This is a genomic window from Acidipropionibacterium timonense (genome assembly GCF_900605005.1).
GTDB classification, from domain to species: domain Bacteria; phylum Actinomycetota; class Actinomycetes; order Propionibacteriales; family Propionibacteriaceae; genus Cutibacterium; species Cutibacterium timonense.
Window position 1 is genome coordinate 2,475,333 of the sequence record NZ_LR027558.1, and the last position, 14,672, is coordinate 2,490,004.

A 14,672-nucleotide genomic window follows, 5' to 3' on the forward strand; every position below is an offset into this window, starting at 1 on the left:
GTCACCTTAGACTGACCTCGTGCGATCACTTCTCGTCACCGGCGGCGCAGGTTTCATCGGCAGCAACTTCGTCCACTGGGTCCTGGACAACACCGACGCCTCGGTCACCGTGCTCGACGCCATGACCTACGCGGCCAACGAGGGCTCACTGGCCGACCTTCCCGAGCACCGGTTCCAGCTGGTGCGCGGAGACATCCGGGACGCCGCCCTCGTCGACGAACTCGTCGCCCGGACTGACGCCGTCGTCCACTTCGCGGCCGAATCGCACAATGACAACTCCCTCGAGGGCCCCGAACCCTTCATCACGACGAACATCGTGGGGACGTACACGATCCTCCAGGCCGTGCGCAGGCACGGCGTCCGACTTCACCACGTCTCGACCGACGAGGTCTATGGCGATCTGGACCTCGACGACCCGGAGCGGTTCACGCCGACGACGCGCTACAACCCGTCGTCGCCGTACTCGGCGTCGAAGGCGGCGTCCGACATGCTCGTGCGCGCCTGGGTGAGGTCGTTCGGCGTCGAGGCGACGATCTCGAACTGCTCGAACAACTACGGGCCACGTCAGCACGTCGAGAAGTTCATTCCGCGCCAGATCACCAATGTCATCGACGGCGTCCGCCCCAAGCTCTATGGCGCCGGGCTCAATGTGCGCGACTGGATCCACGTCGACGACCACAACTGCGCGGTCTGGACGATCCTCGAGTTCGGGACGCCGGGTGAGACCTACCTCATCGGCGCCGACGGCGAGAAGAACAACCAGGAGGTCATCGAGCTCATCCTCGAGCTCATGGGACAGCCGACCGATGCCTACGACCACGTCGCCGACCGCGCCGGGCACGACCTGCGCTACGCCATCGATTCCACGAAGCTTCGCCAGGAGCTCGGGTGGGAGCCTCGGTACACCGACTTCAGGGACGGCCTGGAGGTGACGATCCGGTGGTACCGCGACCACGAGAGCTGGTGGCGTCCGCAGAAGTCGGCCACGGAAGCCAAGTACGCCAGGAAGGGACAGTGATGGCCGAGCTGTCCATCGACACCACCTCCATTCCCGGGCTCCTCGTCCTCCACCTACCCCTCCATGGCGACCATCGCGGCTGGTTCAAGGAGAACTGGCAGCGCGAGAAGATGACGGCCCTCGGCCTGCCCGACTTCACGCCGGTGCAGAACAACATGTCGTACAACGACCAGGCTGGCGTCACCCGCGGCATGCACGCCGAGCCCTGGGACAAGCTCGTCTCGGTGGCCTGCGGGCGCATCCTCGGGGCCTGGGTCGACCTGCGCGCCGGGCAGAGCTTCGGGCGGGTCGTCACCGTGGAGATGGGCCCGGAGACCGCAGTCTTCGTCCCCCGCGGCGTCGGCAACGGGTACCAGGCCCTCGAGGACGGGACGACGTACACCTACCTCGTCAACGAGCACTGGTCGCCCCAGGCCAAGGAGTCCTACACCTTCGCCAACCTGGCCGACCCGGCGCTCGGCATCGACTGGCCCATCCCACTCGAGCGAGCCGAGCTGTCGGCCGCGGATCGGAGCCACCCCATGCTCACCGAGGTGACGCCGTTCCGGCCGGCCAGGACCGTCGTCATCGGCTGTGAGGGCCAGCTCGGCACCTCCCTGCGTCCACTGCTGCCGGACGCCGAGTTCCCCGGCTACGACGAGATCGACCTCACCCGACCCGAGACCATCGACGGCTATGACTGGGACGGCGTCGAGACCCTCATCAATGCCGCTGCCTTCACCGCCGTCGACGCCGCCGAGGACCCCGCCAACCTGGCGAGGGCCTGGGCCATCAACGTCACCGGAGTGCGTCACCTCGTCGAGGCCGCACGCCGCCATCGACTCACCCTCGTCCACATCTCGAGCGACTACGTCTTCGACGGCACCCGCGAGATCCACACCGAGGAGGAGCCCTTCGCCCCCCTCGGCGTCTACGGGACGACGAAGGCCGCGGCGGACGAGCTCGTCGCCACCTGGAACCGCCACTACATCCTGCGGACCTCCTGGGTCGTCGGGCGGGGCCGGAACTTCGTCGCGACGATGGCCGCGCTGGCCCGACGCGGCGTCAGCCCCAGCGTCGTCGACGACCAGTTCGGCCGCCTCACCTTCTCCGACGACATCGCCGCCGCCATCGTCCACCTCGTGAGGACCGAAGCGCCGTACGGCGTCTACAACATCTCGAATGAGGGCCCCACGCAGTCCTGGTACGACATCGCCACCGAGGTGTTCCGCCTCGTCCAGGCCCCGGGTACCGTGACGCCGGTGAGCACGCAGGAGTACTACGCCGGCAGGACGATGTCGCCTCGCCCGGTCCACTCGACCCTCGACCTGAGCCGCCTCGAGGCTGCCGGGTTCACTCCCCCACCAGCGTCGACCCGGCTGCGTGAATACCTCGACCAGTGGCTGAGCGAGCAGGAGCAGGGATGAAACTTGCCGCCCTCGGCTCGGTCATCGAGGTCGACCTGTCCGGCACCGGGCTCGACCACGACGCCGTGCGCACGGCCTGGAGTCGATGCCTCGTGCCCGACGACACCCCGTGCGACCATGACGTCCTCATGCCGTCGACGAGCTCGATGTCGTCGCTCACCCAGGAGATCACCCGCGCCTTCATCACGACGCAGATCGGCCACCTCCTCATGTTCCACGCCGGGGCCGTGTGCAATCCCGACACGGGCGCCAGCCTCGTGTACATCGCCCCCGGCGGCACCGGCAAGACGACCCTCACCAGACTCCTGGGCACACGCTACGGCTACCTCACCGACGAGACGGTCGCCGTCGAGCCCGGCACTTGGCGCATCCTGCCCTACCCCAAACCGCTGTCGTTCCGAGTCCCCGGGAAGGCCGGCAAGGATGAGATCTCGCCCGATGAGCTCGGCCTGGTGCGAGCGCACCCCGAGCCGCACGTGGCCGCGATCCTCCTCCTGGATCGGTCAGAACAAGTGGTGAACGCGTCCGTCACTCCGCAGTCTCTCATGGATGCAGTAACCTTCATCTGCGGACAATCGTCGTCGCTGTCCGCACTCGGTCACCCTCTCCACACGCTGGCGGACCTGTATCACGATCTCCAATCGATTTCAAAAGTGACATATACAGAAGCGGCGGATCTCATGCCAATGGTCAATCAGTGGATCGGAAGTCGACCATGATTGTCCGACGAGCAAGAATTGACGACTCGCTTTCGACACCCGATGGCGTATTACTCCTCATCGGAAATGATCTCATTCGTCTCAGCGAGCTGCCATCAACAATATGGAGCCTCGTGGGCGATGGAATCGACTTCTCGCTGCTCTGCACTGAAATCGAGGACATTGTCGATCCACCAGCGGGTCAATCAACTATCCAGGCTCTCCGTCAAATGCTCGAAAGCATGGAGGAAGCGAATATCATAATGCTTGTGGATCGCCAATAACCACATAGGATCACGATGATGAACACGACATCGCTCCGCAAATTGATGATGGCGCCACTCCGTCGCCATGGACGAGCCGTACTCTGGGTACGTGACGTGCCTTACGGGCTGGGAAACTGGATGTATTTCTGGTTGTGGGCACATCGGCAACGGTCCCATGGAAAAGTCGCGTGGGCACTTGAAAGCGAGTCTGCAGAGGGGAATCTGCGCTTGTTCCCAACGATGCGCGAGTTGACCCTGCCCCGCAACCGACTCCGAATCACGGACCAACGCTTCACATACTTTCCGACTGACTTCGGATCCGATTTCACTAGCGCAGAACTCGAGTCCTTCATTCGCACGATGGTCCTCCGCTCAATCCCATTCTCGGCCGCCTTGGCCCAAGTTCCGCGCAACGAGAAGCGAGTGGTCATCAATGTGCGGCGCGGCGACTACTACTCAGTTCCATACAATCGGGGGATGTACTCTTTCGATATCCAAGAGTATATCAAGGTTGCGATCCAACGAGCCCTGGATCAACAAGACATCCCATCGATTCATCTCGTCTCAGACGACATCCCATGGTGCCAGTTGCGCCTTGGCTGGCTCAATCAGATTGCACCCACCACATACGAGAGCACGTCACGGACAGTCCTGACTGACCTCGCAGCAATCGCAACCGCGAACCGGCTCATCCTGGCTAACTCAACATTTTCCTACTGGGGTGCATATATATCCAACATTCTTCATTCCAACTTCGACACCGTCATTGCACCGCGCTTCCACTCCCGAAAATCGGCAAGTACCAGCGCCGGGCAACTTGACCCGCGGTGGACAATCATCGAGAATATTCCGGGTGGCTGGGACTCGTAGCCGGGGATATCCGGACCCGGCACTGGAGCGCCGCCAGTGTCGGGCGCGTGCGCGCATCGCATCATGGCAGGTGACGACATGGAGGTGAAGGTCGTGCAGACCGCTGACGTCCCGCTGACGTGCCGGGTGCAGCTCACTCACGGCGTCCTGCAGAAGATGGCCGACGCCGCCGGCATCGACATCCTCTTCGTCAAGGGACCGGCCGTCGACACGGCACTCCTGCAACACCGTGAGGTGGATGGCTCCGACGTCCCCATCCCCCGCCACTCCACCGACGCCGACGTCGTCGTGCGCCCGGCGCAGGTCGAACTCTTCCAGCGCTGTCTGCTCCACCACGGATGGCGGCTGGTCGCCGACTTCGACGACGGCTCCCCTTTCGGGCACGCCGCGAACTACTGGCACGACCTGCTCGGGTACATCGATCTTCATCGACGCTTCCCAGGTATCGAGATGCCCGCGGAACAGGCGTTCACGGCCATGTGGACCTCACGTCACACGACCCCGATCGCCCACGTCGCGTGCACCGTCCCCAGCGTCGACGTGCAACGCCTCGTCCTCCTGCTGCACGCCGCCCGCTCCGGCAGTCCACGACACCCCGACAAGGTGCGGTGCTGGGACGAGGCGACGGCCGCCGAACGCGACCGTGTCCGGCGGCTCGCTCGCGAGATGGACGCCGAGGTCGGCCTGGCTGCCGCCATCGGCACCCTCGAGGAGCACCGGGACGCCCGCACCTACGACCTGTGGCGCCAGTTCTCCACCGGCGACACGAGCCGCATCCGCGAGTGGCGTGCCCGGATCAAGGCCGCCCCGAACCGGCGGGAGGCGGCTCGGGTCGCCCTGCACTCGCTGCGCCTCAACCAGCCGCACCTGAGGATGGACCTGGGTCACGACCTCACTCGGGGCGACATCCTCCGTGGCTACGTACGCAGAACGAATCGCGCCGTCGATGAACTGTCGCGAATCATTGGCCGTCGGGTCCGTCATTGGTCGGGAAGGAGGTCCCGATGAGCTGGCACCCGGGCCCGATGATCGCGTGGACCGAGGACGGTTCCGGGTATGTCGTCGCGACCAGTCCCGACACGCTCATCTATCATCTTCATGACAGCGCCGCCGTCATCTGGGAAGCCCTGACACAGTCGGATTCCGGGTCGGACGTCGTCGCCCGTGTGTCCGCGGCCACCGGGCTCACGGTCGAGGACGTGGGCCCCGACGTCCGCACCTACCTGCAGCGGCTTCTCGACCTCGGCATCGTCGTCCATGACCCAGGGAGACCCGATGACTGATCGAACCCGCATCCACTTCGTGTGCACCGCGAACATCTGTCGATCCCCCTACTGCGAGGCGCGAGCCCGGTACCTCTTCGAACCCGACCTCTTCGAGTTCTCGAGCTCCGGCATCCAGGCGACGACGGGACGCTCGATGTATCCCGAGATGCTCAACCAGCTCAAGGCCCGGCAGCCACGCATCAGGGTCGGGTACTCGGCGCCCACCACGGTGCGCTCCCTGCGCGACGCCGACCTCATTCTCGCCATGACGATCGACCAGCGCGACCGCATCATCCTTGAGTGGCCCGAGACGATCACGCGAACCTTCACGCTGCCGCAGTTCGCCGCGGCTGCGACGATCATGACCACCGAGGACCACTCCATGCCGCCCGCCGAGGTCATCCGGGTCGCCTTCGCCAATCGTGGCGCCGCCGGCATCGCCCCGGACATTGAGGACCCCTATCTCAAGGGCGAGGCCGCCGCCCGGCGATGCGCCGATCTCCTCGACCACTACCTCACCGACATCCACGTGGCGCTGACGCCCAACTCCACGAATGAAGGTCGCAGATGACGACGCTCGACGTGCTCGTACCCGCTGGCGGCGGGCCGGGGTGGGGACCGATTGACCGGCTTACTGAGCTCACGACGCGATATTTCCACGGAATCCATCATTATATTGAGTATCATACTGGGGCAAACAGGTCCTACGCGCTGATGTCCCTCATCCCACGACGACATGCCCGAGGTCGCGATCTTCTCGTGCTGGCACCGATGCCAGGCCAGCTCAACCACGCCGTGATTCCGTCACTTCGGTACGCCTACGACCGGGTTGCAGGCTGGGTCATTGACTCGTTCCAGTTTGACCAGATTCCACATGCCGCCAAGCAAGCCCGAACGTTCGATTGGATGTATGTCACTGACTCGGCCGATGCCAAGATGTGGTCCCAACGTGGCGTCACCGATGTGCGCACCCTCGAGTGGGGCGCCGACTGCTTGTCCGCGGCCCACATGGACCGCGGGAAGGACTGGGACGTCCTTCGAGTCGGACGCCAACCACATGCATGGGACGATGACGCCATCGTGCGCGAGCACATGCAACTTGCTGGCATCGGATATCACGGTCGTCCCGCAGTCGGGCCCTTGTCACTGCATGCCCAATTGTCACGGTCGAAGGTCATCGTCGCCTTCTCGAATCTCGTCAGCCCTGCCGACTACACGAGCAAGACCGTCGAATACCTCACCGGCCGCTGGACCGATGCCCTGGCGCATGGCTGCCTGTGTGCCGGGGTCGTACCGGACACCGCACCGGCCAGACATCAGGTGCCGGACTTCGCCCGGATCGACCTCAATCCCTTGAACGTCGAGGCCTCCCTCTCCCGCCTCCACACGGCCTTGGACGGGTGGACGCCGGAGCTTGCCGGACGGATCAAGGCGCACGCGAGGGAGCACACGGACTGGCGCTATCGGCTCCTGGACATCGCCCATGACCTTGATCTGCCCACAAGTCACCTCGAGGACGACATCGCCACCCTCCGAGCGCTCCCCCTCAATCCCTGAAACCCTCGACCTGCGCCACGCGCTTCCCGCGCATGGTGGGCCTTGCCGACGCGGCTCGGTAGACTCGCACGGGTGGCGTCACCGAGGCGCCGCACGTCGCACACGCCCGAGGAGCGCCGAGAGGGGGACCCGTGGGATTCCTGGACAGGGTCGAGAAGTCCATCGAAGGAGCGGTCAACGGTGTCTTCGCCCGCGCCTTCAAGGGCGAGGTCGAACCCGTCGAGATCGCCGGACGCCTGCAGCGCGAACTCGATTCCGAGGCCCAGATCCTCACCCGCGACAAGAGACTCGTGCCCAACGACTTCGTCGTCCGACTGTCCTCGCACGACTACGAGCACCTCGTGCCGTACACCAAGACCCTCAACGCCGAGATCGTCCCGGCCCTGCGTGACCACGCCACCGAGCGTCGCTACGTCTTCAACGGCCCCATCCACATCCGCTACGACCTCGACGAGACCCTGCCGACGGGCCGGTTCACCGTGACGAGCGGCTCCGACGACGAGGACGTGGCCAGCACCCAGGTGCGGCCCGCCCAGCTCGTCCTCGAGGTCAACGGCGTCCGCCACCCCCTCACCCCGCCCGGCCTGGTCATCGGTCGTGGGTCCGAGGCCGACCTGCGGATCAACGACCCCGGCATCTCCCGGCTGCACGCCCGGATCCATGTGTGGCCCCAGGACGAGGGCGTCGGGGTGTCCATCGAGGACATGGGGTCGACGAACGGCGTCACGGTCGACGGCGTCAAGGTTCGGACCGCCCACCTGGAGGACGGGTCACGCATCGAGGTCGGGTCGACACGCATGCTCGTCCACTCACCGACGGGACTGTGACGTGAGCGAGTTCCTCGTCGCCGTCCTGAGGATCGCCTACCTGGCCGTCCTGTGGATCTTCATCCTCGTCATCGGAAACACCATCCGGTCCGACATCTTCGGACATCGGGTGGCGCGCGCCGCCGCTCCCGGCGGGGCCCCCGCTCCGTCGCGCCGGTCCGGCCGTGGTCGTCCCGAGGAGCCCCGCACGCTGAGGGTCATCTCGGGCAGCCGGGCGGGGCTCGTCGTCCCCTTGGAGGGTCGGATCATCGTGGGCCGTGGCGGGGACGCCACCATCGTCATCGACGACGACTACGCCTCGACCCATCATGCCGAGCTCACCCAGGGAGTCGACGGCGCCTGGTTCGTCGAGGACCTCGCCTCGACCAACGGCACCTACGTCAATGGGACCGCCATCGAGGAGCCGACCCGCCTGGGCGTCGGGGACGAGGTGCGCATCGGTCGAACCGTCATGGTCATGACGGGTCGGGAGTGACATGACGTTCTCCCTCGACACCCGTAGTCACTCCGAGGTCGGACTGGTCCGCAAGAACAACCAGGACTCGGGGTACGTCTCGCCGACCATGCTCGTCGTCGCGGACGGCATGGGCGGAGCCGCGGCCGGCGACCTCGCCTCGACGGTCGCCGTCCACCACGTAGCCCGCGCCGACGCGCACCGCGAGGGCGAGGACATGCTCGAGACCCTGGCGGGAGCCGTCTCGTCGGCCAATGACGAACTCGCCGACCTCGTCGCCTGGGACCACAGCCTCGACGGGATGGGCACGACCTTCTGCGGGGCGATGTTCTCGGGCACCCAGCTGGGCGTCGTCCACATCGGCGACTCACGCGCCTACCTGCTGCGTGCCGACAAGCTCACCCGCCTCACCCACGACCACTCGTGGGTGCAGTCGCTCATCGACGAGGGCCGGATCACGCCCGAGCAGGCGGCCGTCCACCCACACCGCTCCCTGCTGCTCAAGGTGCTCAACGGGCAGACCCAGCACTCCCCCGACACGTCGATCGTCGACGTCGAGGTCGGCGACCGCATCCTCTTCTGCTCCGACGGCCTGTGCGGTCTCGTCGACGATCTCACCATCGCCCGGTCGATGAACCTCCCCGACCTGGACGAGGTCATGTCGACCCTCGTCGCACGGGCCCACGCAGCAGGCGGCACGGACAACATCACCGTCGTCCTGGCCCAGGTGGTGCCTCAGTCACCGGCGCTCGACGCCGCTGCGGGAACCATCATCGGTGCAGCCGCGACGACGCGGATCCCCGAGCACGAGGTCACCGCCCAGATCCCCCTTCCCGAGGAGGACTGGCGTCCCGAGGAGGAACCCCGACAGGTGCTCTTCGACTCCGAGGCCGAGGAGTCGATGAGGTATGCCCCCATCGACTCCAGGTCGCGACGTCGGGTCCGCCCCTGGCTGCTGGGTCTGACCGGGCTCATCATCCTGGCAGTGGCCGGGATCCTCGGCGGCCGCGCCTACTTGGCGACGCAGTACTACGTCGGCGCGAACGGTCCGACCGTCGCGATCTTCCAAGGGGTGTCCGACGACCTGCCGGGAATCGACCTGCACCACGTCGTCCAGACGAGCGACGTCCGCGTCGCCGACCTGCCGACCTACTACCGCTCGCGAGTGACCTCGACGATCACGGTCTCGTCCGTGCAGTCAGGTCAGGCGACGATCGACGAGCTGCGCAAGGGAGCCGATCGGTGCCGCGCGGTGCGGGCCGCGCGGGCCAGCACCTCCGCCTCCCCGACGCCGTCCGCACCGGTCTCCCCGACGGCGGGGCCGACGACCCCGAGCCCATCGTCGACCCCGACCGTCTCCCGCTCGGGAACCGCCCGCGCGTCCGGCACCCCGAGCCCCTCGGCATCCACCACCCCGTCCCACGTCACCCCCACCGCCACCGCCTCCCCGGAGGTTCGGCTTCCGAGCGTCGAGGCGGCTGACTGCTCATGAGCACCGCCGTCCCCGACACCGTCATCGTCCAGCCCAAGCGCCGCTGGACCGAACTCTTCCTGCTCCTCGTCGCCTGGTCACTGGGCTTCGGCGGCTACCTCCTCACCGAACTCAACATCCACGGCACGGTGCCGTCCCGCTGGCATCTCGTCGGCGGCGTCACGCTGGCAGTGCTGGTCGTCTGCCACCTCGTCGTGCGTTTCGCCCTGCCCTGGGCCGATCCGGTCATCCTGCCGGTCGTCGTCGCCCTCAACGGCATCGGGCTGGCGATGATCCACCGCATCGACCTCGTCCACGACCCGGCGAGGCACCGGGTCGAGACCCAGCTCATCTGGACCCTCGGTGGCATCATCCTGTGGGCGCTCACGGTGACGCTGCTGCGCGACTACCGCAGGATGCAGCGGTTCCCGTACATCCTCTTCATCGTCGGTCTCGTGCTGCTGCTCCTGCCCCTGGTCCCCAAATTGGGCATGGAGACCCTGGGCTCGCGGATCTGGATCCACATCGGCCATTACACCTTCCAACCGGCCGAGATCGCCAAGGTGCTGCTCGTCGTCGCCTTCGCCGCCTACCTCGTCGACAAACGGGACGTCCTGTCGGCGGCCGGACGCCGACTGCTCGGGATCACCTTCCCGCGTGCCCGTGACCTGGGCCCCATCGCCGTCATGTGGATCGCGTCGATGCTCGTCATCGTCTACGAGAACGACCTGGGCACCGGCATGCTCTTCTTCGGCATGTTCGTCGTCATGCTCTACGTCGCGACCGGGCGGATCGGCTGGGTCATCCTCGGCGGCCTGAGCTTCGCGGTGGGCGCCTGGGCGGCCATGACCTTCGTCGGCCACGTGCGGGTGCGCGTCGACGCCTGGCTGCATCCCTTCGACCACTTCGACCAGAACCGCCAGGTCATCCAGGCCCAGTACGGCATGGCCTGGGGCGGGCTCGCCGGGCGAGGCTGGGGGCTGGGCCGACCGGGCCTGGTCTCCCTGTCCTGGAGCGACTTCATCGCCTCGTCGATCGGCGAGGAGCTCGGCGTCACGGGACTCATCGGCATCATCCTCCTGTACGCCATCCTCGTCGCCCGCGGTCTGCGCGCAGCCCTGGCCTGCCGTGACGACTTCGGCAAGCTGCTGGCGGCCGGGCTCTCCCTCGTCTTCGCCCTGCAGGTCTTCGCCATCATCGGCGGGGTGACACGACTCCTCCCCCTCACGGGTCTGACGACGCCGTTCATGAGTCAGGGAGGTTCCTCCCTCATCGCGAACTGGGTCATCATCGGCATCGTCATGGCGATCAGCCACCAGTCGCGACGCCCCGATGGACAGACCGTCCCCGCCGACGGAGGTGACCGGTGAACAAGCCCATCCGCGCCCTCTCGGTGCTCGCCGCGCTCATGTTCTTCGCCCTCCTGGCCAACGTCACGTATTCGGCGGCCTTCCGCCAGGCCACCCTCAACAACGACTCGCGGAACCAACGGGTGCGCGATGCCGAGTTCTCGCAGAATCGCGGCGACATCCTCGTCGGGTCCACGGCCATCGCGCGGACCGTCCCCTCGACCGGCCAGTTCAAGTACCAGCGCACCTACCCGAAGGGCGCCGAGTACGCCCCCGTCACCGGGTACTACGCGTACTACTACGGCCGGACGATGCTCGAACAGACCCAGAACCCGCAGCTCACCGGCACCTCGGACTCCCAGTTCCTCTCGCGGATCACCGGGACCCTGTCCGGCCGCAAGCCCCAGGGCGGATCGCTGCTGACGACCCTCAATGCCAAGGCCCAGGACGCCGCCTGGAACGGGCTGCAGGGCAAGACCGGCGCCGTCGTCGCCCTGGACTACACGACCGGCGCGGTTCTGGCCATGGCGTCGAACCCGTCGTACGACCCCAACGCCCTGGCCACCCACGACCTCAAGGCGTCGCAGAAGACCTGGGCAGCCCTGCTCAAGGACTCCTCGAACCCGCTGGCGAACCGCGCGACCCGCGAGATCTACCCGCCCGGCTCGACCTTCAAGCTCGTCACCGCGGCGGCAGCCCTCCAGAACGGGTACTCGCCCGACACCAAGGTGGACTCCCCGTCCTCGTGGACCCTGCCGCAGACGACGACCGCGCTCACCAACGAGACCGACTGCGGCGGCACGAAGGTCACGCTGAACCAGGCCCTCGACGTCTCGTGCAACACGGCCTTCGCCAAGATCGGCGTCGCCCTGGGCCAGGACAAGTTGCGTGAGCAGGCCGCCAAGTTCGGGTTCGGGACGACGGCCAACTCCGACGTCTCCATGGTCGCCTCACGCTTCCCGGCCGACCTCAACACACCACAACTGGCGATGAGCTCGATCGGACAGTACGACGTGGCCGCCTCCCCGCTCCAGATGGCCATGGTCGCCGGGGCCATCGCCAACGACGGCGTCCTCATGCAGCCCTATCTCACCGGCTCGGTGCGCGCGGCGAACCTGCAGACGGTGTGGCGTCACCAGGCCACCGAGCTCTCCCGTCCCATGACGAGTCAGTCCGCCCAGGAACTCCAGAAGATGATGGTCTCGGTCGTCCAGAACGGAACCGGCACCGCGGCGCAGATCGACGGGGTCACCATCGGCGGCAAGACCGGCACCGCCCAGACATCCAAGGACCGACCCCCGTACGCGTGGTTCGTCGCCTGGTCGGACAATCCCCATGTGGCCGTCGCCGTGTTCATCGAGTCCTCCGACACCGCACGCAGCGAGATCGCCGGTGGACGGCTCGCCGCCCCCATCGCCAAGGACGTCATCGAGGCGATGAGATGAAGACCACGACACCATCCCGCACCACTGCCCAGCAGACCCCAACGGACCCCAGCAGACCGACCCGACGACCCGCACGACCCACGAAGGAGCCCCTCGATGAGTGATTCCGCCACCTGGCTCGGGGGCCGTTACGAACTTCTCAGCGTCATCGGACGCGGTGGCATGGCCGAGGTGTGGAAGGCCCGCGACCACCGCCTGGGACGCGACGTCGCCGTCAAGCGGCTGCGGGTCGATCTGGCCAGCGACGACACCTTCCAGGCGAGATTCCAGCGCGAGGCGCAGTCAGCCGCCGGGCTCAACCACCCGAACATCGTCTCGGTCTACGACACCGGGGAGACGACTGACCCGACGACGAAACTGCCGGTGCCGTACATCGTCATGGAGCTCGTCGAGGGGCACACCCTGCGCGAGGTGCTGCACGACGGCCGCAAGATCCTGCCGCGTCGGGCGCTCGAGTTCACCGAGGGGGTCCTCGACGCCCTCGCGTACTCCCATGCCGCAGGGATCATCCACCGCGACATCAAGCCGGCCAACGTCATGCTCACCCACGACGGCACCGTCAAGGTCATGGACTTCGGCATCGCCCGGGCCGTCGCCGACACGTCCGCCACGATGACCCAGACGGCCGCCGTCATCGGAACCGCCCAGTACCTGTCGCCCGAGCAGGCGCGAGGCGAGACCGTCGACAACCGTGCCGACATCTACGCCACCGGCTGCCTCCTGTACGAACTGCTGTGCGGCCGTCCACCGTTCATCGGCGACTCGCCGGTCTCGGTGGCCTACCAGCACGTCCGAGAGATCCCGGCGCCGCCGTCGAGCCTGGACGCCGAGATCACCCCGGCCATGGACGCGATCACCCTCAAGGCCCTGGCCAAGAGTCCCGACGATCGCTACCGCACCGCCAAGGACATGCGCGACGACATCTCCCGCGTCCTGTCGGGCCAACAGCCCCTGGCCCTGCTCGAGCGCTCCGAGGTGGGGCCGAACAGCGACGAGGAGAGCACCCGGCTCATTCCGGCGACCTCGGCGGTGGCGGCCGCGTCGAACCCGGCGCAGAACACACCGACCCGCACCGCCACCACCAGTGACAGCCCAGCCCGGACCGCCCCGGACGAAGCCGGCGAGACGGAACCCGAGCGCCCGCGCCGGCGTCGATTCCTGGTGCTGTGGATCGTGCTGGCGCTCCTGGTCCTGTCACTGCTCGGCTACGGCGTCTACCGCGTCGTCGACGCCAACCCGTCGGCGCCCTCGTCGACCGTCCAGATGGTCAAGGTGCCCGCCGTCAAGGGGCTCAGCGCCGACGGCGCGACGTCGACCCTCGAGAACTACGGACTGCGCACCAAGGTCGTCCACGTCCGCCAGGCCGCGGACACCGCCAATCAGGTCGTCTCGCAGAGCCCGGTGGCCGGCTCCTCGGTGGCCAAGGGGTCCACCGTGACGATCACCGTCAATGACGGCCCCAAGCAACTCACCATCCCGTCCGGCATCGTCGGGATGACCGAGGCCAAGGCCAAGGAGGCCCTCAAGCAGGCCGGGTTCGCCGACTCCGCGATCACGACGAAGGCCGACGACCCCAAGACCGAGTCGACCACGGCGAAGAAGGGCGAGGTGACCGCCGTCTCTCCCGACGCCGGCTCGACGGTGGACGACGGCACGACCGTGACCCTCACCATCGCCACGGGAACCTCGATCGTCCCCGACCTCACCGGCCAGACGGTCAAGGCCGCCGAGCAGGAGGCCCAGGCGGCCGGGTTCAAGATCGACGCCGCCGGGGCGAACTCCGACGATCTCGTCACCGCCCAGTACCCGTCGGCCTCGACGATCGCCACCCGTGGCACGACGATCTCGCTGACGACTCGGCAGACGACCACGACGACGACCACGACGACGACCATCCGGGAGACGCCGTCCGCGTCGGCGTCACCGTCGGAGTCCTCCAGCGCCCCGGCGCTGGGACCGTCGAACTCGGCCTCGGCCACCCCGCGCTGACTGGGTGCGAAGAGTCATGACCCTCCCGGGCGATGGCCCGGGAGGCCGATGGCGTGC

14 protein-coding genes are annotated in these 14,672 nt (G+C 66.9%); all 14 read left to right on the forward strand.

Annotation, left to right across the window (positions count from 1 at the left end):
• The first annotated feature begins 19 nt into the window (after positions 1-19).
• The 14 genes from rfbB to pknB all read left to right on the forward strand — a co-directional run bounded on the left by rfbB (position 20) and on the right by pknB (position 14,615).
• Entirely contained in the window at positions 20-1,018 is a 999-nt protein-coding gene (gene rfbB / locus E0E30_RS11670) for a dTDP-glucose 4,6-dehydratase (RefSeq protein ID WP_130866417.1), read from the forward strand.
• Positions 1,018-2,424: a sugar nucleotide-binding protein gene (locus tag E0E30_RS11675; RefSeq protein ID WP_130866418.1), complete on the forward strand. Its 1,407-nt coding sequence runs from the start codon at positions 1,018-1,020 to the stop codon at positions 2,422-2,424. Before rfbB ends, E0E30_RS11675 begins: the two co-directional genes overlap by 1 nt.
• A complete protein-coding gene (locus E0E30_RS11680; protein ID WP_130866419.1) occupies positions 2,421-3,143 on the forward strand; it encodes a hypothetical protein in 723 nt (240 codons plus the stop codon). Before E0E30_RS11675 ends, E0E30_RS11680 begins: the two co-directional genes overlap by 4 nt.
• A gap of 605 nt (positions 3,144-3,748) precedes the next feature.
• Positions 3,749-4,258 (forward strand): alpha-1,2-fucosyltransferase, encoded by a 510-nt coding sequence (locus tag E0E30_RS13710; RefSeq protein ID WP_245306685.1) that lies wholly within the window; start codon positions 3,749-3,751, stop codon positions 4,256-4,258.
• A 78-nt stretch (positions 4,259-4,336) separates the two neighbouring features.
• Positions 4,337-5,266 (forward strand): nucleotidyltransferase family protein, encoded by a 930-nt coding sequence (locus tag E0E30_RS11690; protein WP_130866421.1) that lies wholly within the window; start codon positions 4,337-4,339, stop codon positions 5,264-5,266.
• Entirely contained in the window at positions 5,263-5,541 is a 279-nt protein-coding gene (locus E0E30_RS11695; RefSeq protein ID WP_130866422.1) for a PqqD family protein, read from the forward strand. The genes E0E30_RS11690 and E0E30_RS11695 overlap by 4 nt, the downstream gene beginning before the upstream one ends.
• Positions 5,534-6,094 carry an arsenate reductase/protein-tyrosine-phosphatase family protein gene (locus E0E30_RS11700; RefSeq protein ID WP_245306599.1) on the forward strand — a complete coding sequence of 187 codons (561 nt, stop codon included), beginning with the start codon at positions 5,534-5,536 and terminating at the stop codon, positions 6,092-6,094. Before E0E30_RS11695 ends, E0E30_RS11700 begins: the two co-directional genes overlap by 8 nt.
• Positions 6,091-7,080: a hypothetical protein gene (locus E0E30_RS11705; RefSeq protein WP_130866424.1), complete on the forward strand. Its 990-nt coding sequence runs from the start codon at positions 6,091-6,093 to the stop codon at positions 7,078-7,080. The genes E0E30_RS11700 and E0E30_RS11705 overlap by 4 nt, the downstream gene beginning before the upstream one ends.
• A 131-nt stretch (positions 7,081-7,211) precedes the next feature.
• On the forward strand, positions 7,212-7,907 hold the full coding sequence (locus E0E30_RS11710) for an FhaA domain-containing protein (protein WP_130866425.1): 696 nt from the start codon (positions 7,212-7,214) through the stop codon (positions 7,905-7,907).
• A 1-nt stretch (position 7,908) separates the two neighbouring features.
• On the forward strand, positions 7,909-8,382 hold the full coding sequence (locus E0E30_RS11715; protein ID WP_130866426.1) for an FHA domain-containing protein FhaB/FipA: 474 nt from the start codon (positions 7,909-7,911) through the stop codon (positions 8,380-8,382).
• Between the two features lies 1 nt (position 8,383).
• Entirely contained in the window at positions 8,384-9,853 is a 1,470-nt protein-coding gene (locus tag E0E30_RS11720; protein ID WP_130866427.1) for a protein phosphatase 2C domain-containing protein, read from the forward strand.
• Entirely contained in the window at positions 9,850-11,202 is a 1,353-nt protein-coding gene (locus tag E0E30_RS11725; RefSeq protein WP_130866428.1) for an FtsW/RodA/SpoVE family cell cycle protein, read from the forward strand. The genes E0E30_RS11720 and E0E30_RS11725 overlap by 4 nt, the downstream gene beginning before the upstream one ends.
• Positions 11,199-12,626: a peptidoglycan D,D-transpeptidase FtsI family protein gene (locus E0E30_RS11730; protein ID WP_130866429.1), complete on the forward strand. Its 1,428-nt coding sequence runs from the start codon at positions 11,199-11,201 to the stop codon at positions 12,624-12,626. Before E0E30_RS11725 ends, E0E30_RS11730 begins: the two co-directional genes overlap by 4 nt.
• A 96-nt stretch (positions 12,627-12,722) precedes the next feature.
• Positions 12,723-14,615 carry a Stk1 family PASTA domain-containing Ser/Thr kinase gene (gene pknB / locus E0E30_RS11735; protein ID WP_130866430.1) on the forward strand — a complete coding sequence of 631 codons (1,893 nt, stop codon included), beginning with the start codon at positions 12,723-12,725 and terminating at the stop codon, positions 14,613-14,615.
• Positions 14,616-14,672: the final 57 nt, after the last annotated feature.

Coding starts and splice junctions, on each gene's coding strand:
- pknB (WP_130866430.1), top strand. CDS start 12,723: ATGAGTGATTCCGCCACCTGGCTCGGGGGCCGTTACGAACTTCTCAGC.
- E0E30_RS11700 (WP_245306599.1), top strand. CDS start 5,534: ATGACTGATCGAACCCGCATCCACTTCGTGTGCACCGCGAACATCTGT.
- E0E30_RS11695 (WP_130866422.1), top strand. CDS start 5,263: ATGAGCTGGCACCCGGGCCCGATGATCGCGTGGACCGAGGACGGTTCC.
- E0E30_RS11675 (WP_130866418.1), top strand. CDS start 1,018: ATGGCCGAGCTGTCCATCGACACCACCTCCATTCCCGGGCTCCTCGTC.
- E0E30_RS11690 (WP_130866421.1), top strand. CDS start 4,337: ATGGAGGTGAAGGTCGTGCAGACCGCTGACGTCCCGCTGACGTGCCGG.
- E0E30_RS13710 (WP_245306685.1), top strand. CDS start 3,749: ATGGTCCTCCGCTCAATCCCATTCTCGGCCGCCTTGGCCCAAGTTCCG.
- E0E30_RS11680 (WP_130866419.1), top strand. CDS start 2,421: ATGAAACTTGCCGCCCTCGGCTCGGTCATCGAGGTCGACCTGTCCGGC.
- E0E30_RS11705 (WP_130866424.1), top strand. CDS start 6,091: ATGACGACGCTCGACGTGCTCGTACCCGCTGGCGGCGGGCCGGGGTGG.
- E0E30_RS11725 (WP_130866428.1), top strand. CDS start 9,850: ATGAGCACCGCCGTCCCCGACACCGTCATCGTCCAGCCCAAGCGCCGC.
- E0E30_RS11720 (WP_130866427.1), top strand. CDS start 8,384: ATGACGTTCTCCCTCGACACCCGTAGTCACTCCGAGGTCGGACTGGTC.